Source organism: Gilliamella sp. Choc6-1 (genome assembly GCF_001690385.1).
GTDB classification, from domain to species: Bacteria; Pseudomonadota; Gammaproteobacteria; order Enterobacterales; family Orbaceae; genus Gilliamella; species Gilliamella apicola_A.
Map to the genome: position 1 here is coordinate 88,153 of NZ_LZHI01000013.1, position 21,963 is coordinate 110,115.

Genomic DNA, 21,963 nt, shown 5'->3' on the forward strand with positions numbered 1-21,963 from the left:
TTGCAATTAAAATAATGATAAATTGATACATTAAAGCAGTTTATTTTTGCATATGATCTTTTTTTTCTAACAAAATTAAAACTTCCATATGTGCGGTATGGGGGAACATATCAAATAATTTTGATTTGGTAATTTGATAATCATTTAACAACTTTAAATCCTCAACAAGCGAAGATAAGTTACAACTTGAATATAAAATATAGTTTGGTTTCATCTCTTCAAGATACTGGATTAATTGCTTCCCTGCTCCTCGTCTTGGTGGATTTAACAAAACTAAATCAGGGATATTCTGATTGGTAATCGCATATTGAGTAGCATCTAATGATTTAAAAAATATTTGCTTATAACCGAGTTCGTTAGCTGATTTTGTTGCGCATTCAATTGCATCTGAATTTATTTCAATTCCTGTTAATTGAACATCATTTTTTGATAAATTATTCAAGCAATGTAAACCAAATCCACCCACACCGCAAAAAAGATCCCAAATCGAATGTATATTCAAATCGGTGACCCAGTCACTTGCTGTTTGATAAAGATTGGAGGCAACATCGGTATTTGTCTGAAAAAAGCTTTTAGGCTTTATAAAAAGAGGAATATTATTTAATGTTATTGATAGAAAAGAATTATTGGTTAAAACTATCTCTTCATCCCCTTCTAATATAGCTGAATGATTAGGTTGAATATTAATTGAAACAACTTGCAGATTTTGAATTTTATCTTGTAATTGATTAAAAGAATTCTTAATTTTTTCAAAAAATTTTGGTGACTTCAAAACAAATCGCAACATAAAACTACTTATTCCATCACAAATACTCTCAGTGATAATAACGAATTTTAGCTCTCCTTTTCGCTTATTGATATTGTAAGGCACTAATCCTTGTTTTCTGATATATGTTCTTACAATTTTTAGAATATTTTGCATATTGTTAGAGTAAAGAGGACAATCACACAGATCAATAGCTTGATCGCCTGTTTGAATACCTAATATGGGTTTTTCAACTGTACCTAATACAGCCATTTTAGCTTTATTACGAAAAGCATGTTTTTTACTTGCCAAAGGCTCTTTAATTTCTTTAGGATTAAATTCACTTAGCTGCTCAATTAGCATTGTTTGCTTTTGTTCTAATTGTATTTGATAAGGATGGTCAAGCCAATGACATGATAAACATTTTTTTTGTTGATAATAGCTACATTGCATCGTAAAAACCTCTTTTTATAATTAATTATTATATACCTAATCAACCTTAATAATCAGTAGTTTTAGTTATATATACTGTTTCAGCGTTACAGTAAGTGGAATTAAAATCGATTTAATATGAATCATATACTTAATTAATCACTTCCATTTATTTGACGAAATAACGGTATATGATAGGATATGTTCATTAACATTACAGGAACAATTTAATGTCTATTAAGTTAAAAACCCCAGAAGAAATCGAAAAAATGCGTATAGCAGGCAAACTTGCTGCTGAAGTTTTAGAAATGATTGAATCTTATGTAAAACCTGGTATTAGTACAGGCGAGCTTGATAAAATCTGCCATGAACACATTGTTAATGTCCAAAAAGCTATTCCTGCAAATATTGGTTATCATGGCTACCAACATACTAGCTGTATATCAATAAATGATGTTGTTTGTCACGGCATTCCAAATTTTGAAAAAAAAATAAAGAATGGTGATATTTTAAACATTGATGTCACTGTAATCAAAGATGGCTATCATGGCGATACATCTAAAATGTATATTGCTGGGAAACCGACTGTCACAGGTGAAAAGCTATGTCAAGTTACCCAAAATAGCTTATATGAAGCGATTAAGATAATAAAGCCGGGTATTCGTCTAAAAGAAATTGGTAAAACAATTCAAAAATATGTTGAAAAGTTTGGCTTTTCATCAGTACGTGAATACTGTGGTCATGGAATTGGAAAAGTTTATCATGATGAACCACAAGTATTACATTATGATGCTGATGATGGTGGTGTAATTTTAAAACCAGGCATGACCTTTACAATTGAACCTATGGTCAATACGGGCGATTGGCGTACTCGAACGATGAAAGATGGTTGGACAGTTAAAACCAAAGATCATGGACTTTCGGCTCAATATGAACACACTATCTTAGTTACTGAAAATGGCGTTGAAGTTTTAACATTGCGCAGTAACGAAGATTTTCCTCGCATTATCGAACACTAAATAAAATGGCTTCAACAATAGTTTATGATTGAAGCCATTTTATTAAATTTCATAAATCTTAATATAATAAAGTATACAATTTACGTCGATAACTGCTGGCCAACGGATTACTTGTTCCTAATGCGGCTAGTAAATCAAGTAATGTTTTCTTTACTTGCCCATCACCGGCGTTAAGATCTTTTGTCAGCGGTTTAAATAACAGCTCTAATGCTTCCTCATGACGTCCTACATGCATTAATTGTGAAGATAATTGAATCATTAGTTCAACATTATCAGGATGTTGAGCAAACTCTGATTGCAATTGCTGTAACTCAGGCGAGTTAGCTGCTTGTTCAAGTAGTTCAATTTCGGCTTGTAATCCGTGATAACTTGAATCTTGATCTTGTAGAGGAATAGTTGCAAGTACTTCTTTTGCTTCACTTAGCTGTTTAAGTTCAATTTGTGATTTCACTAACATTAATGCAATATCTGTTCTTGGTTTCCCCAAATGATCGGTAAGTGATTTCCAAGCTTGACGTAAAAGTGGTAATGCTTCTTCATATTTAGCTTCATGAAATAAATTTTGAGCTTCAATTAATTTAAGTTCATCTTCATTTGGTAGTACTTTTTCTAAAAAAGCTTTAATGGTTTCTTCAGATTGAGGTCCTTGAAAGCCATCTATAGGTTGACCATCTTTAAATAAATAAACAGTAGGAATAGCACGTAAACCAAATTGTGCTGCTAACATTTGCTCTTCATCACAATTAACACTAGCTAAAATAAATTGCCCATGGTGTTTATTAGCAAGCTTTGTTAATGTTTGTGTCATAGCTTCATAATCTGGGCTTCTTGAAGACCAAAAATAAAATAATACGGGATATTTAGATGAACCTTCTATAACTTCTTGAAAGTTTTGTTGATTAACTTCAAAAATAAATTGATTTTGCATATTGTGTCCTAAGAATATTTTGATTCATTATTTATTAATTAAAATTCTATCCATTAATTTATCAGGAAGCAAACGTTTAGCAAATGCAGCAAGCTTGGTTACCTTTGTTACCCTGTAACGTATTTTAGGCGCTGAATGCTCTAACGCATCAAATAAACATGGTAATATGGCTTCCGGTGATAACGTAAATCGCTTAGCTATCGGTGGATTTTTAATAATATTTGATTGTTCCGTTTGATTCACATTTTGTGAAAAATGAGTTTTTAACGGACCTGGCTCAATTAAGCAAACTTTGACATTGGTATCAGCTAATTCTAATCTCAAAACGTCAGACCAAGCTTCTAAGGCATACTTACTTGCTGAATAAGCACCTCTACCAGGAGTTGCAACAATACCGACAATTGAACTTGTTTGAATAATACGGCCTTCATTTTGTTCAAGCATGGCAGGAAGTAGTAACTGCGTTAACTGATGTACTCCAAAAAAATTAGTTGAAAATTGCGATTCTAGCTGCTCTCGGCTAATTGTTTTTAATCGCCCATACAGACCAAATCCCGCATTATTAAATAACGCATATAATTTTCCACCAGTTAATGCTAATACTTCCTTAGCAGCTTGTTTAACGGAATTAGAATCATCTAAATCAAGTAATACCGTTTCAAAGCCTTGTTCAATCAAATGTTGCTGATCAGATGCCTTGCGACAAGATGCAATAACACGATAACCTCGTTTTTTTAATGCAATGGCTGAAATAAGTCCTATCCCGCTTGAACAGCCAGTAATAAAAATTGTCTTCAATTTTTATCTCCGTTTTACTCACATATTGTCAAGTTAATCTACTGCAATTATGATATCACACCTAAATAGAAGTTACCGTAAGTAAAAGAAAGAGGATTGTATGAAAATCGCTATTATTGCCGCAATGGAAGAAGAAGTTGCTATATTAAAAAGTAAAATTACCCATTATCAAATTGAACGCCATTTAGGTTGCGATTTTCACCTTGGGCAAATTGCTGGTTGTGAAATAGTTCTACTTCAATCAGGCATTGGTAAAGTAGCCGCAGCTTCAGGCACAACATTATTATTAAATAATTACAAGGTTGATGCCGTTATTAATACGGGTTCAGCTGGAGGACTTTCAACCGAACTCAATATTGGTGACATTATCGTATCAAAAGACGTATTTTATCATGATGTCGATTTAACCGCTTTTGGTTATAAACCAGGACAAATGTCCGGTTGCCCAGTTGTATTTGAAGCGAGCCAACAATATCAATCATTAGCCAAATCATGTATAAAAAAACAAGGTGTTAATGCAGTTGAAGGATCAATTGGTAGTGGTGATACATTTATTAATGGTAAAGATACATTAGAACGAATCAAACAAACCTTTCCAAATGCCATAGCAGTAGAAATGGAAGCCGCAGCAATTGGGCATGTCTGCTGGCTATTTAAGGTACCGTTTGTAGTAGTAAGAGCAATTTCAGATAATGGTGATAATGAATCTGCAATGGATTTCCAATCATTTTTAAAACTCGCAGCAAAACAGTCTTCCTTAATTGTTGAATCGATGTTAAGCGAGCTAGCCTGAACTATTTTAAAAAATAGCATACTGAAATCACAAACAATATTCACTAAACAAGGGCTGACGCCAACCAGTTAGTATTTCTGGTACGTCACCTTTTTTATCAATTTTCCATTTAATATATTGATTAATTAATCGGCGCGAAAGCAGTAAATCTTGATTAAGCCCTGTTTTTGATGAAATCATTTGAGCCGCTTTTTTTAATTCATCCGAGATCTTCTTGAAATCGGGATAAGTATTAATTCTACGAATAGGTGGTACCTCTGGTATCGGTTCGGATAAAATATCGAGAATTTTCTGCCCATATAAGCGAATTTCTTTTCCTTTCATTCCTAATTTATCTAGTTCAGCTAATGATGACGGCAAATACCGTGCAATCTTCCACAAAACCTCTTCATGTATGACAAAATTTAAAGCGATATCTTGTTGTTTTGCCAATTGGTATCGGAAACGTGCAATTTTAAATAATTGTCCTAAATTTTTGCCTTTTAATTGCCAACTATTTTTAATAGTTAAATAGGCATCATCAGGGGACATCACTTCACTTTTACGCGCAATCACCATTTGGCATTCTTGGTAAGCAGCATCTAACCAATTTTGATCAGCTAATAGCATTTTCAATTTTTCCATTAATGGAAAAAGATAAAGCACATCATTAATAGCATATTGGCATTGTTTCTCGGTAAGGGGACGTTTTAACCAATCAGTACGAGTTTCACTTTTATCAAGATCAACGCCTAAATATTTTTTAGCTAAACTAGCATAACCACTACTTAACGGATTATCTAAAAAAGAAGCCAATATTTGACTATCAATTATCGAGGAAGGAATACAATTAAAATGATGCAAAAAAACCTCAATATCTTCACTGCAAGAATGAAAATATTTTTCAATCATAGGATCATTTAATATAGCTTCAAAAGCTTGCCAATCAGTGATAGAAATGGGATCGATAAGTGCCGCAAATTCACCATTAAAAATCTGTAATAATCCCAAATGCGGATAAAATGTTCGAGTTCTAACAAACTCAGTATCTAAAGCTATAGCGGAACTATTGTTGATTTTTAAACAATAATTCACTAATTGTTCATTATTAGTAATAAATTGATAAGTCAAAATCACTTCCTATTTAGTTTCATATTTTAATTTATCTACTTTTTTATCGAAGCTCGCATCAATAACCACAATTTCAGAACGAGTCATAAAACGAATTGGCAAACTACCAAAACCATATCCATTACTTACAATACTGGTAAAGTGGTGCTGGATATCTTGATACATACCATAAGCATTTTTATACATTAAATCAGCCAAAAAGTTAACGGGGAAAATCTGCCCACCATGTGTATGACCAGAAATCATCAAATCAACGCCTAAATTAGCTGGTTCAGCAAGATCCTTAGGTTGGTGATCAAGCAAAATAATTGGCGAAGAAGTATCTGAAAAAAGCATCAGATCAGAAAGTGAAGCACGGGTAACCTCATATGATGACGATGAAAAATCGTCTCGACCAATTAGTGTTATGCCTAAATCATTCAAATAGATAATATCATCTTTCAATACATTCATGTTGGCTTGTTTAAAAGCTGTGATAAGATTTTGCTCCTTATCCTTTTCACCTTTAGTTTCCAAGTATTCATGATTGCCAAATATAACATATGTCCCATATTTAGATTTTAATTCTTTCATTTGCTGATTAAATTCATCTTTAACGAAAGGACTCAATTTTTTATCGATAGTATCGCCTGTAATAACAATAAAATCTGCATTAAGCTCATTGACTTTATTAACCATTTGTTGAATAAACTTGTGCCGTGTCATTTCGTTAATATGAATATCACTTAATTGAACAATTCGTAAATGATCCGCATTCGCTTGTTTATTGATTTTAACTTGATAATGAACAATTTTTGAATTTGTTGCCATTTGATTACCGAAAATAAAAATCACAGCAGTACAACCAAGATAGACAGAGCTCAACATAAAATCGGGTTTAAATTTTTTTTTACTTAACAAATAAATAGCATCAAAAATTAATGAGGTGTAAACTAAACAAACAATCAAAGCAACTAACAGAGAAAAATAACTGGTAAAATTAATAAATAATTTAGAAAGTAAAAAAGCGATACCTAGCGCAAATATCCCTAGCCAATAGACAATTAGAAAAAAACCACTTAAATTAAGATCTAACCAAAATTGCAAACGCTTTCCTAAATAAACAGCAATAAAAACACACACCAAACATGTTAAAACAACTACAAAATTCATAAAGTCACATCAAATAAACATAAAAAGTGTTATCATAACAGAATTATTTTTTTGATAGTATCAATAACTTCTATGGGTTTTAAAAAAGATCAATTATTTTCTGCACCTATCGATAAATTAGGTGATTGGACTTTTGATGAAAAAGTAGCTGAAGTATTTCCTGACATGGTTCAACGATCCGTTCCAGGCTATTCTAATATTATTTCAATGATTGGCATGTTAGCCGAACGGTTTGTACAACCCAATTCGACTATTTATGATTTAGGCTGTTCACTTGGAGCAGCTACATTGTCTATTCGTCGTAATGTTACGCAAGATAACTGTCATATTATCGCTGTTGATAATTCTCCACCAATGGTTGAACGTTGTAAGCGCCATATAGAATCATATAAATCCAAAACACCTGTAGATATTATTTGCGATGATATTTGTAATATCAATATGCAAAATGCATCAATGGTGGTACTCAATTTTACGTTACAATTTTTAAGTCCTGAAAATCGGCAACATGTTTTAACTCAAATTTATAATGCGCTAAATCCAAATGGCATATTAGTATTGTCAGAAAAGTTTAATTTTTCAGATCTCACCATAAATGAATTATTGTTCAATATGCACCACGACTTCAAACGTGCAAATGGCTATAGCGAACTTGAAATCAGTCAAAAACGAAATATGTTAGAAAACGTCATGCTAACTGACACGATAGATACCCACAAAGAACGCCTTTATAATGCAGGTTTTGAACACATAGATACCTGGTTCCAATGTTTTAATTTTGGCTCTATCATTGCCATAAAATAACGTTTTAATTTAGTGTAATTGAATAAGGAAACAAGAATGATTGATTTTGGTGATTTTTACCAGATTATAGCAAAAAGTAAACTTAGCAGCTGGTTAGAAGTATTACCAGCTCAGCTTGCGAGTTGGCAACGACAAAATATCGACAATCGTTTTAACCAATGGTTAAATAGCATTAAGCATTTACCTTCTATTGAACCTTATCAAATTGACTTATTACACGGTGTAACAACCTATTCAGATGAGCCATTGTCTACTGGTGAACAACAACGTATTACCCAATTACTCAAAAATATGATGCCATGGCGTAAAGGACCTTTTCACTTATATGGTATTCATGTTGATACCGAATGGCGTTCAGACTGGAAATGGGAACGTTTAATCAATCATATTGATAATTTAAAAGGAAAAACAGTATTAGATGTTGGCTGTAACAGTGGTTATCATTTATGGAGAATGGTAGGAGCTGGGGCTAAACTGGCTATAGGTATTGATCCTATGGCGCTTTATTTATGTCAATTTGAAGCTATCCGCAAACTATTAGGCAATGATCAACGTGCTCACTTTTTACCGCTTGGTATTGAAGCCTTACCTAAACTTAATGCTTTTGATACTGTATTTTCAATGGGCGTATTATATCACAGACGATCACCACTCGATCACCTATTCCAATTGAAAGATCAACTTGTTGAAGGTGGGCAATTGGTTTTAGAAACATTAGTCATTGACGGCAATGAACATCAAGCATTTATGCCGGGTGAACGTTATGCGCAAATGCGTAATGTTTATTTTATTCCGTCAGTACCAACAATGATTAACTGGCTACAGAAATGTGGCTTTATGAATGTCAAAATGGTTGATATATCGCTAACCAGCGTGGATGAACAACGAAAAACAGAATGGATGACATCTGATTCACTTGCTGACTTTTTAGATCCTAATGATTCAAGCAAAACAGTTGAAGGCTACCCTGCTCCAATGCGGGCGGTTTTTATTGCTAGAAATAAATAAACAACGAAAAGAATATAATTAAAAACAGTTTAGAAAGTGAGCTTAGCAAAGTAAAAATATTGCTGTTAAATGCCCCAAGACATAAAAAGTACACAAAAAAGAAAACGGGTTAAAAACCCGTTTTTTATAGGATGAAATAAAAAGATAATCCCTAAAATATCAGATATCTTTTATAAAAGATTCCATTAAAAATAAATGAAAAATGCCTTAGTTAGCTAATAAAATCAAATAAGGTGATATATTTAAATCTTTATTACACACCAGGAATAGTAAATTCCATAATAAGCAATAATGTTGGCAGAATAAATATTGATAACACTGTTGAAGCAAAGAAAATACTTGACGCATGTTCTTGTTCAACATTCCAATTGTAAGCCAAAATAACCGCAGTTGATGCAGTAGGCATTGCCAATAAGAAAACTAATGCTTCAGCATCTTTGCCTGTTATTCCAAAAAGATATACAGCGAAAAGCGCAACCACAGGTGTTAAAAAACTTTTTAACAAAATATTAATTACCAATGCTCTGGAAAAATTCAATTTAACACCATAAATACCAACTCCAACTGCAAGTAATGATATAAAGTTACAAGCACCTGATGTAATTTCAAAAGTATCCATGACAAATTTTGGTAACCAAGTAGTAGTACCATTAGTCGAACTTACAATTAACCCCAGAATAACGGCTAAAAACATAGGTTTCATTAGTGAGCTTTTCACAGCACTTAATACCATATCGGCAGTTACTTTACCGCCAGATATTTTTGTATCGCATAACTCTAATAAGAAAATGGTTATTGGAATCAATGATAACGCCACAACAAAGTTAGCTATCGCAACAAAAATAGTTGAAGATGCACCTAACATTAAAGTTAAAAATGGTACTCCCATTCCCCCCATATTAGGGAAACAACATAACATTGAGCTCATCGCTGTTGATTTTAATTCTTTATGCAAGATGTATTTATTAGTTAAAAAACAAATTATCCACAAAAAAGACATTGCGCAGAAAAAAGTAACCATCCAAATACCATTAAATATTTCCGATGGTTTGGCATGTGACGTATGTACAAAAAGTAAAGCTGGAAATACAAAATTTGATACAAGTCCAGACAATAATTTCTTAGAATCTTTCGTAAATATCTTTTGTTGTACACACAACCAACCAAGAAAAATTAATAAAAATACCGGAAGACAAGAACTTACTACTTGTCCAACTGCTGACCAGATTAGATTCATTTTTTAAAACTCCTAAAATAATATTACTTAAAATACAAATTCGGTAACGATTCGGTAACTTTGGACTAGATTTTCTATTTATGACCGAGCAAAAATAAGGGGTAACAAAATCGAATATACGCTATTAATTACAAAACTACATTCCACCTTGTTTAAAACTTGAGATAACTTAACGCTATTTGATTTTTAGCGTATTTAAATAAAGACATTATTAATATTACAACTCTTGGCATATTTAAACGTCAAATATCATCACTTAGAAAATATTATACTTATTCTTCTCAACCTTGTGTAAAACAAGAAAGACTAACTTACTTAAAAAAGCAAAAAACATAAAAAATTTATTTGATAAAAATCAAAAAAATAAATTTTATCTATAAAAAACAATAGTCAATTAAACAAAAAGAATAAGTGTTAAATTATGGTAAAAATCAATATGTTAACTATTTTATCTAAATGGTACTTTTTTATACGATATCTTTGATCATAAAAAATACCACTACTAAAGATAACAAACTGACTAATTTATACATTTACTTTGATACTTAAAATTAACGTTATTAGTGATTATATATATAGCAGTGAATAAATAATTCAAGTTATTGTGAATTATGTTTTAAATTAATTAATAAAAATCTAATATAATGTAAATTATTTATGGAGCATTGTGAAATAGGTAATATAAATTTCATCAATTAGTTGGCTGTTATTATTTCTCCTCATCGCACTTTAATCCTTCATAATATAAAACAGCGAGATCAACACGATTGCTCATAGGAAACAACCGATGTGGTCACATCATGTTTAGCCCCCCACAACAAACCTAGCTTCATTTTCCTAGGTAAACACGATATCTGAATCTGGTATTAATAACTTATTTAATTTCGATAGTTTTTTATCTATCTTGGCTTTTGCCGTTTGCACCACAATATTATTATGCCTAAAAGCTCGAACATCTAAATAAGTTCCTCTATCGCCAGTACCCTTCATTAACTTTTTTCAAGTGTCCTGCTTTTTTTCCTTTGTCATAAAAATTTCTTTACAGCCTTTATTTAAATAAAGCTTACTTGACTACCATTCTTTATTTATTAGTTCGTTAGTCGTGTAAATGCATAATCTGTTTTCTTTCATCAACCACCGCTTTGATTTTTTCATTAGCCAGTAGATTGCCATACCGTAGCGTCATGAAAGTAAAAATACTTTGATTGCTTCGATTTGTTAATCCATGAGAATACCCCCCCCTGTAATAAGTACTCGCCAATTTGATTAGATCAATTTAGGTTATCTCTTTGCTAAGCTTGGGTATTGTTGTCAAGTAATACCATTCTTGGTTCGAGCACAATTTAATAGTCTTGATCACTAGATTAAATTCCGTAATCACACCGTAAAGTGTTTTAGTTTTATCAAGCGCATTAAATCAACTTATTTTACTCTGTTGTGGCAATAGGTTTTGTGTATGAAATAATACTGAAATATTTGTTGAAGACTCCAACACATCAATTGACAAAGAATATTGATTAATATGCAATTTTGCTAACTATTGAAGTAAGGGTATTGGCAAATATCTCCTTCATATCAATTTTCGTTTCCTTGTATGCATAAAAGTTAACTTACAATACATGCATAAAAATATGATGGTGATTAACTAATTTGTGTAAGGTAATATACGATTTTTTTAAACAGTCAATATTTTTTCATATAATTATAAAATTGATCTATTAATTTAGATAGAGTGGCAATTAGGACAGTAATTAAATTATAGAATGTGATTTTTTAAGTACAAAATCCAAATATTTTAAATACTGTACTTTGTCGTTTTTATTATTAATTTCCTTACGATCCCATATTGACAATTGAACTGCGAAAACGCTTTAAAGCAATTAAAAAGAACACGGTACCAATTGCCAATAACCAAGCAAATGATGTCCAAACTACCTCTATGCCGGCACCGCGATACAGTATTGCCTGCCCTAATTCAACAAAATGAGTGGTTGGAGCAATTAACATAATATTTTGAACGATTTCTGGCATGCTTTCTTTAGGAGTACTGCCGCCAGATAACATTTGTAGCGGCAGTAAAACTAAAATAAGTAACATTGCAAATTGAGCGGTGGATTTTGCAATTGTTGCCATAAAAATACCAAGTGACGTTGTCACAAAAAGATGTAGTGCCGCACCGATAAGAAATAATGATAGTGATCCAACAATAGGAACATTGAGCCAACCTTTTACAACAACCAAAAGGGCAATCCAAGTTGATATTAATACCACAAGCCCCATTGACCAAATTTTTGATACCATAATTTCAAAGGGAGTAACTGGCATGGCAAGAAGATGGTCAATTGTGCCATGTTCACGTTCTTTCATTAAAGCAGCACCCGTCAAGATTATCGATAATGTTGTTACAATATTGATAATTTCCATTACCGAACCAAACCAAGAACGAGTTAAATTTGGGTTAAATACTGTGTGAACTTGAATATTAACTGGTAAATTTGTTGTATTGCTATAACGGTTTACATATTCACTCACTTCGCCAGTAATAATTTGAGTAATATAACCATTACCTACAAAAGCTTGCCCCATTCGTGTTGCATCAATATTAAGTTGAATTTTAGGGCTTTGGTTATTAAGTACATCACGTTGAAAATTAGGTGGAATATTAAGGGCAAACGTGTAGCTATCAGTATCCATTCCACGGTCAACATCATCCATCGAGAATAATTTAACTGGCTTGTTAAACATTGGGGGATAAAAAGCCGCAATAATTTGCCTAGATAGTGGTGAATCATCTTCATCTACAATTGCAATAGATGCATGATGCAATGAATCAGATGTTGCGGTTGCAGCAGTATAGATGTCAAAAGTAAAGCAGTAAGCGATTAATAGTAGCATGATTGGGTCACGTAATAATCCCCATAACTCTTTTATGCCTAAACGATAAATATTGATTAAACTTTGCATAATATCTACCCTTCCTGCTTTTTAAGAAGAAAAATACTGGCACCAAGCACAATCGGTATTGTTATTAATAAAGCAAATATGGAATTATGCAAATCGATAAAGCCAAGTGCTTTGTTAAATACACCTCTTGCGATGATCAGCATGTGGGTAGTTGGATAAACTTCACCAATGTAACGCCCTCCACCTTCTAATGATGCAACTGGATTAAGTAAGCCAGAAAATTGAATCGCAGGTAACATAGTGCCCACACACGTTAAAAAGATAACCGCAATTTGGCTACGTGTTATGGTTGAAGCCAATAAACCTAGCCCCGTTGAAATAATGCAATAAGTAAAAGCAGCAAGGCATAAAGTAAACAAACTTCCTTTTATCGGTACACCAAATATTGTGATTGCCATAACGAGCAATAATAAAAAGCTAAACATGGAAATAATAATATAAGGTACTTGTTTACCTAACAAAAATTCGGCTTTAGTTACTGGGGTTACATATAAATTGATGATTGATCCCATTTCTTTTTCACGCACAACAGATAACGCAGCAAGCATCGAAGGGATCATTAATAATAAAATTGGAATAATAGCTGGTACCATTGAAGGTAAGCTTTTAATATCAGGATTATAACGATAACGAGTTTCTATATTCGCTAAACTTGTGGGTACTTTTCCTGTCGTTTCTTTTATTTTTTCATTTAACCAATTAAGGTGCATGCCTTGGACATAACCTTTAATGGTTTCAGCACGCATTGGCATAGCTCCGTCAATCCAAATACCAACATCAACAGGATCACCTCGCTTTATATCTCGACCAAAATTGGGGGGAATTTCAATAGCTAATGCAATATTATTACTGCGTAAACGAGCATCCATATTGTTATAATCAGTTATCGGTGCTTTTTCAATAAAATAGCGTTTAGAGCCAGCTAAGTTAAGAGAGTAATTTTCACTAATTACTGTGTGATCGCGGTCAAGCACCGCAAAGCGTAATTCTTCAACATCCATGGTAATGCCATACCCCATAACCAACATTAAAATTGCTGCTCCTAATAACGCTAATAAGGCTCGCAATGGATCACGAGATAATTCCAATGTTTCACGCCATAAACAACCTATCATACGGGTAAAACTAAATCCTTTTAAGAGAAAATTTTGTGAAGCTGTTTGGGAGGAATTATTGGTTGTTGTTTTTAGAGTCACTTCGGTGGATTGTTTTTCTTCATTACTATCATCAGCACCTGCATCAATAAGATATTGAATAAAAGCATCTTCTAATGTTTTAGCCTTTTTTGAACTGATGATATTATCAGGCGTGTCGCTAGCTAATACTTTACCAGCATGCATTAACGATATTCTATCGCATCTTGCTGCTTCATTCATAAAGTGAGTTGTGATAAATACCGTTACTTTATCTTGTCGTGAAAGCTCAATAATTAAACGCCAAAAGTCATCACGAGCAATGGGGTCGACGCCTGATGTTGGTTCATCAAGGATAAGTATTTGTGGATTATGTACAACTGCAACTGACAATGAAAGTCGTTGTTTTACCCCTAAAGGTAAACTATCGGGCAAATCTTGTGCGTTTTGTTCTAAACCAAAACGCCTCAGTAATTCTTCAATGCGAGCAGGTATTTTACTTTCTTCAATACCGAACAGGCGTGCATGTAGAACTAAATTTTGTTTGACCGTTAACTCACTATATAAAGAAAATGCCTGAGACATATACCCCAAATGACGCCTAACGTTAATATCACTAGCGTCAACAGGTTTACCAAATAACCATGCTTCTCCTGATGAAATCGGTAATAAACCCGTTAACATTTTCATGGTGGTTGATTTACCGCAGCCATTTGAACCTAAAAAACCAAATATTTCACCTTGTTTAATTGAAAAATTAACATGATCAACTGCAATAAAATTACCAAACTGTTTAGTTAAATCTTTTGCTTCTATGGCTGTTTGCAAATCTTTATTAAGATCTAAAGGTGGAATTTCGACAGTTTGATAACCTTGTCTAGCGCTTTCTGGCATTAGCTGAATAAATGCATCATCTAAATTATCTTTTCCTGTCTTAGCTAGTAAGGATTTTGGTGTACCAGTTTCAAGAATCTTACCGCCATACATCGCCACCAACCAATCAAAATTTTGTGCTTCGTCCATATATGCTGTTGCAACAATCACGCTCATTTGTGGTCTTTGTTTACGAATTTTGTTAATTAACTGCCAAAATTGAGCTCTTGAAAGTGGATCTACGCCAGTTGTAGGTTCATCAAGAATTAACAAATCAGGATCGTGGATTAAAGCCGAACATAAGCTAACTTTTTGCTTCATACCACCAGATAGTCGCCCTGCTGGTCTTGATAAAAATGGGTATAACCCAGTACTATGCGTTAATTCATCAATACGGCGACGACGCTCAGCAGCATCATTACCAAACAGACGAGCAAAAAATTGCAAATTTTCTTCAACTGATAAAGTAGGATAAAGGTTTTTGCCCAATCCTTGCGGCATATAAGCAATACGTGTGCAAACATTTTTACGGTGTATTTTATCTTTCATATCACCATCAAGCACATATACTAAACCATCTTGAATAACATGCGCACCAGCAATTAATGATAATAAACTTGATTTTCCAACACCGTCTGGTCCTATCAATCCAACCATACATCTTGGTGGTATAGCTAAAGTGATATTATCAAGAGCAAGGTTCTTCTTATAATACAGCGATACATCACTAACTTTTACCACTGCATCGTCGAGCGATTTAGCTTCGGTTGATAAAGCTAAATCCTTATTGTCGGATTCTGACATATGCTATCCCTAATTATTTTGTTGGACATTTTGCAACATCAGATAAGCCAGACGGCCACGGAGCTTTTGAATCAAGTTTTACCCAAGCCACACCCGGCAAGCCTGTTTTTACTTGATTAATAAAGCATTTTAATAATTCAGGGCTTAATTGCGCTTTTACTCTAAACATCAATTTCTGACGCTCATCTTTAGTTTCAACTGTTTTAGGAGTAAATTGCGCAACGCTTGATACAAACGATATTTTGGCAGAAATTGATTTATCTGGTAGTGCATCTAAAATCAATCTCACTTCATCACCAATACCCACTTTACCTGCGACTGTTTCAGGTAAAAAGAATGTGAGATAAACATCATACAAATTAACTAAATTTAATACTTTTCCGCCTGAAGGTAAAACTTCGCCTAATTGTGCAATTCGGTATTGAATACGACCGTCAACAGGGGCATTTAAAGTACTATCATCGATATCAGCTTGAATTCTTCTAATATTAGCACTTGCAACATTGATTGCCGATGTGGCGCTATCAACACCGGCTTGGGCCACAGCAATTGCAGCATCAGCGGCAGTAACTTGTGATTTGGCAGAATCTAATGCTGCTTTAGCATTGTTTACTTTAGCTGTATCATCATCAAATTGTTGAATAGATATTGCCCCTTTTTGATATAGGGCAGCAGTTCGTTGTAGATGTTTTGAGGCAATATCTAAGTCACTTTCCTTTTGGCTTACACCTGCTTGTGCTGCAACTTTATCACTCATTTTTAATGCCACTTGCGCTTTAGCACTTGCTTCATTGCTAACCGCTTGGCGATATTGAGCTTGAGCTTCATTAAGTTGTGCTTGTAAGGTATCAGTTTGCATAACAACTAAAGCTTGACCAGCTTTAACAAAATCACCCTCATCAACATTAATTTTTTCTATTCTACCAGCTAATTTAGCTGAAATATTGATTTCAGTCGCTTCAATACGTCCGTTGCCACTAATAAAATCTGAACCATACCCATCAGTTTTTAATTTTTGCCATAAAATAAAAATGATAGCTATAATAACAACTGCAATAACAATCCATTTTCTGCTTATATTTTTCATATAACACCTTATTTTAAAAAAATTTATAACAAATTTTAACGCAACAATAAATCGTCATAGGTTGTTTAACTTTATTGTTTAAATAGTATCAAATGTTTATGACAAATAAAATCCGTTCATAAAACAAACGCAATAAAAGCTAAAAAAAGATTAAATATAGTGTAATTAAATCAATAAAATTAAGAGATAGGCAAATGAAAAGGCAAATGTTATGCTTATAACATTTAAAAAAGCATATCTTCGATCATTTAAAGGTAATTTTATGGCTCTCCCTTCATTTTTAACCCTTTATAACGAACTAATTTCAACACCAACCATTAGCAATATTACCAATGAAAAAATGGATTATTCTAATCAACCTTTGATCAACAAATTAGCTGCATGGTTTGAAGATTTAGGTTTTGTTATTGATATTCAACCAGTTCCTAATACTCGTCATAAATATAATATGCTTGCTACTTATTCAAACAGCGAAAATAAAACCAAAGGCGGTTTATTGTTAAGTGGACATACTGATACTGTCCCTTTTGATGAAGGGCAATGGACTAAAGATCCCTTTAAATTAACTGAAGATAACAATAAGTTATATGGATTAGGTTCTGCCGATATGAAAGGCTTTTTTGCTTTTATTTTAGATGCACTGCGTGATATTGATCTTAAAAAACTCACTAACCCTATTTATGTTTTGGCAACTGCTGATGAAGAGACCACAATGGCAGGCGCTTCATTTTTTGCCAAAAATACCCAACTGCAACCTGATTGCACAATTATTGGGGAACCAACATCGTTAATACCAATCCGTGCACATAAGGGCTTTATCTCCAATTCGATAAAAGTGATTGGCAAATCAGGGCATTCGAGCGATCCCGATAAAGGTATTAATGCTATCGAAGTCATGAATTTAGTCATTGAACGCTTGTTAATATTAAAACAAAAATTTAAAGAACAATATCATAATGATGGTTTCAGTGTACCTTATCCTACCCTAAATTTAGGCGTTATCCATGGTGGAGATGCAGCCAACCGTATCTGTGGTTGTTGTGAGCTTGTCATTGATATTCGTGTATTACCCGATAATAATGTCGATTCAGTTCATAATGCACTTTGTGAAGCATTACAGCCCGTCATGGATAAATACCCAAATCGAATTGCTATTGAATATGAGGTTGCTCCAATTCCAGGCTATGAATGTAAAAAAGATCACCCAGCCTTAAAACATATTGAAAAATTGGTAGATCATAATGCTGAAACGGTTAACTATAGCACCGAAGCACCTTATCTAAACCAAATTTCGCCAACGATTGTATTAGGACCTGGATCTATTGAACAAGCACATCAACCCGATGAATTTATTTCAATGGAGTTTTTAAAACCGACAAAATCAACTATAGAAAGGCTAATTAGAGATTTTTGTCTTTAATCTCTTTTTTTATTCGCTGATATGATAATGTCAGCGAAATTTTATTAAATGGAAAAAGTTGCAAAATCGGTAGCCATTTCTGTATTAGCAAAAACGTCTTTTGCTTCATCAACTAACTTTTTATTGTCATTTAAACTGTATCTAGGGCTTATATGAGTCATAATAAGCTTTTTTGCATTAGCTTGTTTGGCAATATTTGCAGCATGTATAGTGGTGGAATGTCCTCGCTCAATGGCTTTTTGCTCCAACGCTTTTTCTTGCGTTGCTTCATGAACTAGCACATCGACATTTTTTGCCAATGCAATTGAGGCATCACAAGGTGTTGTATCACCTAAAATAGCCAGCTTTTTGCCTTTTTTAATATCTCCTTGATAGTTACTACCATCAATCACTCGCCCATCTTCAAGTGTCACTGTTTTCCCTGCTTTTAAAAAAGCATAATAAGCGCCAATATTAACATTATCTTGCCGTAATTTATCAATATCTAAGGCTGCAGGTCGATCTTTTTCAATTATGCGATAACCAAAGCATGGTACACGATGTCTTAATAATTTGGCTTCAACATAAAATTTCTCATCTTCAAATACGGTTCTATCTGCTTCTAGTTCAATAATATTAAGTGGATAAGTTAGCCAAGAGTAACTAATTTCTATCACAGTTTCGATAAATTGTTTAATGCCTTTAGGCGCAATTAATGTTAGCGGTGATTGGTTTTGCATTAAAGAACGGGAAGTTAAAACGCCAGGCAATCCAAAAAGGTGATCACCATGTAAGTGGGTAAAAAAAATAATTTCGAGTTTTGAAAGACTAAACTTAGCTTTTTGCATTTGAATTTGCGTTGCTTCACCACAATCAAACAACCATAATTTCCCCTTCTCTTGTCTAAGATCAAGTATAATACTACTGACATTACGCTCAGTAGTAGGCAAACCTGCACTAGTACCTAAAAAAGTAATTTTCATGCTAATATATTTTATAAACCTTTATATTTTCAAATTAGTTTATCTATCTAATTAAACAAGCTATTTTAAGTAAAATTTCTAAGTGATCTTTGACAGCTTTACTTCAAGGACATATCTGACAACGCATTTCGTAGTTGTTCTGCTCGTCGATTATTCAGCTCAGTAATACAGGCTAATCGACTTATTTCAGCTGTATTACCTATGCCTCCTCCTCTTAAAGATGAAGCAAATGCACATTGGGAATCTCGATACTTCACAAAATCCCGGCTTGATGCAGTAAGTTGTACTTTTACCTGATGAATATATTTACGATCTTCTTTCAAATTTGAAAGAGAATTTGCCATTTTTTCTTCTGCTTGGCGCAAGGCTTTCTGACTACCTATAACTTTTTTCTTTAAGCAATCACGCATTTCTGCTTGAGAAAAAATACCACATTCTGCTCGTAAATCACGTTCATTTTGAACAGGGGCCGCTGGGGCAACAAAGGCTAAAAATGGCATATAAGCTATTAGCAAAAAACCAATTAGCTTTATACTTTTCATTTCTTATCCTTTTTTGAAAAATCATTATTATACATTATTAAACTTCATAAAATAGAGCCCATGCCTAACTTAATTAAACAATAATTTGTTAACGCATGGGCTTAAAATGCTAAATATTCTTACGCTCAATAGTCTGTTCACCCCAAAATAATTTATCTGCTTTAGTTTTGGAAAAGGCTAGTGGTAAAACTTCATCGTTGCCTTCTGACCAGATCTGTTCAGCTAATGTTTCGTCATAATTGGCTAATTCAAAAATAGCTTCGGCAATTTCTATTGAAGTTTCTCGAAGATTTGCCCAAGCGTGGATATTATGTATATCTTTTTTACTTGAATTCATATTATGATTCCTTATTTTGTAAGATTAAGTGTAAAATACCCTCTATTGATGTAAATTACAATAGGTCTATGTTTTTATGCTAACAATTATTTCACCAGCTAAAACACTTGATTACCAAAATCCTCCAATTACAACACAGCATACTTTACCACAATTTATACAAGCATCTAAAGATCTCATCGAATATTGTAAAAAGTTGACAGTATCTGATTTAACTCAATTAATGTCCATTAGTTCAAATTTAGCCAAACTTAACTATGAACGCTTCCAAAATTGGCATAGTGATTTTAACATTGAAAATTCAAAACAAGCTATACTTGCATTTAAAGGCGATGTTTATGAAGGATTATATGTTGAAGATTTTACTGATAAAGATCTAAAATTTGCACAATCTCATTTAAGAATATTATCTGGTCTTTATGGCATTTTAAGACCACTTGATCTAATTCAGCCTTATCGGTTAGAAATGGGGATCCGCTTAAAAAATGGTAATAATACTAATCTTTATCAATTTTGGGGCGATAAATTAACTGAATATCTTAATAATGAACTAGCCAAATCATCACATCGCACATTAATCAATTTAGCCTCAAACGAATATTTCAAAGCGATCAAACCCAAACAATTAAATGCAACTATAATTCAACCTATCTTTTTAGATCAAAGCAAAGATACCTATAAAGTCATTAGTTTTTATGCTAAAAAAGCACGTGGACTCATGAGTCGTTTTATTATAAAAAACAGCATTGACAATTATCAGGATATTAAAAGCTTTAATCTTGAAGGCTATCAATTTGATTCTAAGCGCTCAACTGATTTAGAATGGTACTTCACTCGTAATCACCAGTAAAATAACAGATATGGAATTTCTTACTACATTATGGGCACAGTTTTTATCTACCTTGCCCTTATTTATCTTAATTCTATTAGGATATTTAGCCGTAAAAATTGGTCGTTGGTCAAAAACAATAACTGACAGTTTAACCAAATTTACCTTTTATATTGCCTTTCCGATTATGCTATTTCAGATTATGAGCCATTTTTCTGAACACTTACAAATCGATATAAACTTATTATTGGTTTTTTTTGGTGGATCTTTTATTGTTTTTACAATAGGGTGTTTGATTGCCTCAAAATTATTGAAATTAAATGGTTCGCAAAGTACCCTATTTGCCATGGGAGGAATCTATACTAATACTGTATTTGTCGGCATTCCTATTATCAAAACGTTACTTGGCGATGAAGCCATTCCTATTGTGGCAATAATCGTTATCTTTAATGCTTTAATTTTATGGACATTAGCGACAGTTTCGATCGAATTTGTACAAATGGGTAAATTTTCAGGCAAAGGGTTTATTAAAGCATTTAAAAATGTCTCTAAAAATCCGATAATTATTGGTATTTTTACAGGCATTGCTGTGAATTTTATTGGTCTACCTATGCCTAACTTTATCGATAAATCAGCCAAAATGGTCAGTGATATGACAGCGCCACTGTCGCTCATTGTTTTAGGTATGGGACTTTCTGAATATAAAATTCGCGACAAATTACTCATTACTGCTTCTATCTGTATTTTAAAATTAGCCGTATTACCGATTGTTACCTATATTATGGGCAAACTCTTAGGGCTGCCAACTTTAGAATTACAAGTGTTGGTCTTACTCAGTTCGGTATCAATTGCAATAAATTGTTATATGATGGCAAGGCAATTTGAAGTGTTACAAGGTCCTATAGCTTCAAGCTTGTTAATATCAACGGCACTGTCTTCAATCACAACGCCATTGATTTTATCGATTATGACACATTTACCTTAAC

At 33.1% G+C, this 21,963-nt stretch carries 19 protein-coding genes; 7 read left to right on the forward strand and 12 right to left on the reverse strand.

What is annotated here, in order from left to right; translation table 11 throughout:
• Positions 1–40 precede the first annotated feature (40 nt).
• Positions 41–1,198, reverse strand: a complete 1,158-nt coding sequence (gene rlmC, locus A9G36_RS01525; protein ID WP_034945666.1) for a 23S rRNA (uracil(747)-C(5))-methyltransferase RlmC — start codon at positions 1,196–1,198, stop codon at positions 41–43.
• Between the two features lie 209 nt (positions 1,199–1,407).
• Here rlmC and map point away from each other — a divergent pair, with 209 nt between their 5' ends.
• Positions 1,408–2,196 carry a type I methionyl aminopeptidase gene (gene map / locus A9G36_RS01530; RefSeq protein WP_065561423.1) on the forward strand — a complete coding sequence of 263 codons (789 nt, stop codon included), beginning with the start codon at positions 1,408–1,410 and terminating at the stop codon, positions 2,194–2,196.
• 58 nt (positions 2,197–2,254) lie between these two features.
• On the opposite strand, the gene A9G36_RS01535 is transcribed toward map, so the two are convergent.
• Together A9G36_RS01535 and A9G36_RS01540 are read right to left on the reverse strand one after the other, a co-directional pair.
• Positions 2,255–3,124: a co-chaperone YbbN gene (locus A9G36_RS01535; RefSeq protein ID WP_034945671.1), complete on the reverse strand. Its 870-nt coding sequence runs from the start codon at positions 3,122–3,124 to the stop codon at positions 2,255–2,257.
• A gap of 27 nt (positions 3,125–3,151) precedes the next feature.
• Entirely contained in the window at positions 3,152–3,922 is a 771-nt protein-coding gene (locus A9G36_RS01540) for an SDR family oxidoreductase (RefSeq protein ID WP_034945672.1), read from the reverse strand.
• A 100-nt stretch (positions 3,923–4,022) separates the two neighbouring features.
• Here A9G36_RS01540 and A9G36_RS01545 point away from each other — a divergent pair, with 100 nt between their 5' ends.
• Positions 4,023–4,715 (forward strand): 5'-methylthioadenosine/adenosylhomocysteine nucleosidase, encoded by a 693-nt coding sequence (locus A9G36_RS01545; protein ID WP_034945673.1) that lies wholly within the window; start codon positions 4,023–4,025, stop codon positions 4,713–4,715.
• 27 nt (positions 4,716–4,742) lie between these two features.
• Here A9G36_RS01545 and rnd read toward each other — a convergent pair whose 3' ends face one another.
• Together rnd and A9G36_RS01555 are read right to left on the reverse strand one after the other, a co-directional pair.
• On the reverse strand, positions 4,743–5,825 hold the full coding sequence (gene rnd, locus A9G36_RS01550) for a ribonuclease D (protein WP_065574000.1): 1,083 nt from the start codon (positions 5,823–5,825) through the stop codon (positions 4,743–4,745).
• Positions 5,826–5,834: 9 nt separating this feature from the next.
• A complete protein-coding gene (locus tag A9G36_RS01555) occupies positions 5,835–6,977 on the reverse strand; it encodes a metallophosphoesterase (RefSeq protein ID WP_034945678.1) in 1,143 nt (380 codons plus the stop codon).
• 72 nt (positions 6,978–7,049) lie between these two features.
• Here A9G36_RS01555 and cmoA point away from each other — a divergent pair, with 72 nt between their 5' ends.
• The gene (cmoA, locus tag A9G36_RS01560; protein WP_065569172.1) at positions 7,050–7,781 is read left to right on the forward strand and encodes a carboxy-S-adenosyl-L-methionine synthase CmoA; all 732 of its coding nucleotides are present in this window, start codon (positions 7,050–7,052) and stop codon (positions 7,779–7,781) included.
• Between the two features lie 36 nt (positions 7,782–7,817).
• Positions 7,818–8,789 carry a tRNA 5-methoxyuridine(34)/uridine 5-oxyacetic acid(34) synthase CmoB gene (gene cmoB / locus A9G36_RS01565; protein WP_065569171.1) on the forward strand — a complete coding sequence of 324 codons (972 nt, stop codon included), beginning with the start codon at positions 7,818–7,820 and terminating at the stop codon, positions 8,787–8,789.
• Between the two features lie 253 nt (positions 8,790–9,042).
• Here cmoB and A9G36_RS01570 read toward each other — a convergent pair whose 3' ends face one another.
• The 4 genes from A9G36_RS01570 to A9G36_RS01585 form a co-directional block, all read right to left on the reverse strand.
• Positions 9,043–10,026, reverse strand: coding sequence for an AEC family transporter (locus A9G36_RS01570; protein WP_034945687.1), 984 nt, complete (start codon positions 10,024–10,026; stop codon positions 9,043–9,045).
• A gap of 1,833 nt (positions 10,027–11,859) precedes the next feature.
• Positions 11,860–12,990 carry an ABC transporter permease gene (locus tag A9G36_RS01575; RefSeq protein ID WP_034945691.1) on the reverse strand — a complete coding sequence of 377 codons (1,131 nt, stop codon included), beginning with the start codon at positions 12,988–12,990 and terminating at the stop codon, positions 11,860–11,862.
• A 5-nt stretch (positions 12,991–12,995) separates the two neighbouring features.
• Positions 12,996–15,800 (reverse strand): ribosome-associated ATPase/putative transporter RbbA, encoded by a 2,805-nt coding sequence (gene rbbA / locus A9G36_RS01580; RefSeq protein WP_065569170.1) that lies wholly within the window; start codon positions 15,798–15,800, stop codon positions 12,996–12,998.
• Positions 15,801–15,813: 13 nt separating this feature from the next.
• Complete coding sequence (locus A9G36_RS01585; RefSeq protein WP_065569169.1) at positions 15,814–16,887, reverse strand: HlyD family secretion protein; 1,074 nt, start codon at positions 16,885–16,887, stop codon at positions 15,814–15,816.
• A gap of 262 nt (positions 16,888–17,149) precedes the next feature.
• Between A9G36_RS01585 and argE the strand changes: the two genes are divergently transcribed.
• Positions 17,150–18,307: an acetylornithine deacetylase gene (gene argE, locus A9G36_RS01590; protein ID WP_034946217.1), complete on the forward strand. Its 1,158-nt coding sequence runs from the start codon at positions 17,150–17,152 to the stop codon at positions 18,305–18,307.
• A 44-nt stretch (positions 18,308–18,351) separates the two neighbouring features.
• Here argE and rnz read toward each other — a convergent pair whose 3' ends face one another.
• The 3 genes from rnz to A9G36_RS01605 all read right to left on the reverse strand — a co-directional run bounded on the left by rnz (position 18,352) and on the right by A9G36_RS01605 (position 20,148).
• Positions 18,352–19,269 (reverse strand): ribonuclease Z, encoded by a 918-nt coding sequence (gene rnz / locus A9G36_RS01595; protein ID WP_065585306.1) that lies wholly within the window; start codon positions 19,267–19,269, stop codon positions 18,352–18,354.
• 98 nt (positions 19,270–19,367) lie between these two features.
• Positions 19,368–19,811: a lysozyme inhibitor LprI family protein gene (locus tag A9G36_RS01600; RefSeq protein ID WP_034945745.1), complete on the reverse strand. Its 444-nt coding sequence runs from the start codon at positions 19,809–19,811 to the stop codon at positions 19,368–19,370.
• A gap of 109 nt (positions 19,812–19,920) precedes the next feature.
• Positions 19,921–20,148, reverse strand: a complete 228-nt coding sequence (locus A9G36_RS01605; protein WP_034945764.1) for a YccJ family protein — start codon at positions 20,146–20,148, stop codon at positions 19,921–19,923.
• Positions 20,149–20,224: 76 nt separating this feature from the next.
• On the opposite strand from A9G36_RS01605, the gene yaaA reads away from it, so the two are divergent.
• Together yaaA and A9G36_RS01615 are read left to right on the forward strand one after the other, a co-directional pair.
• On the forward strand, positions 20,225–20,998 hold the full coding sequence (gene yaaA / locus A9G36_RS01610; RefSeq protein WP_034945779.1) for a peroxide stress protein YaaA: 774 nt from the start codon (positions 20,225–20,227) through the stop codon (positions 20,996–20,998).
• Positions 20,999–21,008: 10 nt separating this feature from the next.
• Entirely contained in the window at positions 21,009–21,962 is a 954-nt protein-coding gene (locus tag A9G36_RS01615) for an AEC family transporter (RefSeq protein WP_065569167.1), read from the forward strand.
• The last annotated feature ends 1 nt before the right edge of the window (position 21,963 follow it).

Bases quoted from the DNA above. Each gene is read 5' to 3' on its own strand.
- rlmC (WP_034945666.1), bottom strand. From the start codon at position 1,198: ATGCAATGTAGCTATTATCAACAAAAAAAATGTTTATCATGTCATTGG.
- map (WP_065561423.1), top strand. From the start codon at position 1,408: ATGTCTATTAAGTTAAAAACCCCAGAAGAAATCGAAAAAATGCGTATA.
- A9G36_RS01535 (WP_034945671.1), bottom strand. From the start codon at position 3,124: ATGCAAAATCAATTTATTTTTGAAGTTAATCAACAAAACTTTCAAGAA.
- A9G36_RS01545 (WP_034945673.1), top strand. From the start codon at position 4,023: ATGAAAATCGCTATTATTGCCGCAATGGAAGAAGAAGTTGCTATATTA.
- A9G36_RS01555 (WP_034945678.1), bottom strand. From the start codon at position 6,977: ATGAATTTTGTAGTTGTTTTAACATGTTTGGTGTGTGTTTTTATTGCT.
- cmoA (WP_065569172.1), top strand. From the start codon at position 7,050: ATGGGTTTTAAAAAAGATCAATTATTTTCTGCACCTATCGATAAATTA.
- cmoB (WP_065569171.1), top strand. From the start codon at position 7,818: ATGATTGATTTTGGTGATTTTTACCAGATTATAGCAAAAAGTAAACTT.
- A9G36_RS01570 (WP_034945687.1), bottom strand. From the start codon at position 10,026: ATGAATCTAATCTGGTCAGCAGTTGGACAAGTAGTAAGTTCTTGTCTT.
- A9G36_RS01575 (WP_034945691.1), bottom strand. From the start codon at position 12,990: ATGCAAAGTTTAATCAATATTTATCGTTTAGGCATAAAAGAGTTATGG.
- rbbA (WP_065569170.1), bottom strand. From the start codon at position 15,800: ATGTCAGAATCCGACAATAAGGATTTAGCTTTATCAACCGAAGCTAAA.
- A9G36_RS01585 (WP_065569169.1), bottom strand. From the start codon at position 16,887: ATGAAAAATATAAGCAGAAAATGGATTGTTATTGCAGTTGTTATTATA.
- argE (WP_034946217.1), top strand. From the start codon at position 17,150: ATGGCTCTCCCTTCATTTTTAACCCTTTATAACGAACTAATTTCAACA.
- rnz (WP_065585306.1), bottom strand. From the start codon at position 19,269: ATGAAAATTACTTTTTTAGGTACTAGTGCAGGTTTGCCTACTACTGAG.
- A9G36_RS01600 (WP_034945745.1), bottom strand. From the start codon at position 19,811: ATGAAAAGTATAAAGCTAATTGGTTTTTTGCTAATAGCTTATATGCCA.
- A9G36_RS01605 (WP_034945764.1), bottom strand. From the start codon at position 20,148: ATGAATTCAAGTAAAAAAGATATACATAATATCCACGCTTGGGCAAAT.
- yaaA (WP_034945779.1), top strand. From the start codon at position 20,225: ATGCTAACAATTATTTCACCAGCTAAAACACTTGATTACCAAAATCCT.
- A9G36_RS01615 (WP_065569167.1), top strand. From the start codon at position 21,009: ATGGAATTTCTTACTACATTATGGGCACAGTTTTTATCTACCTTGCCC.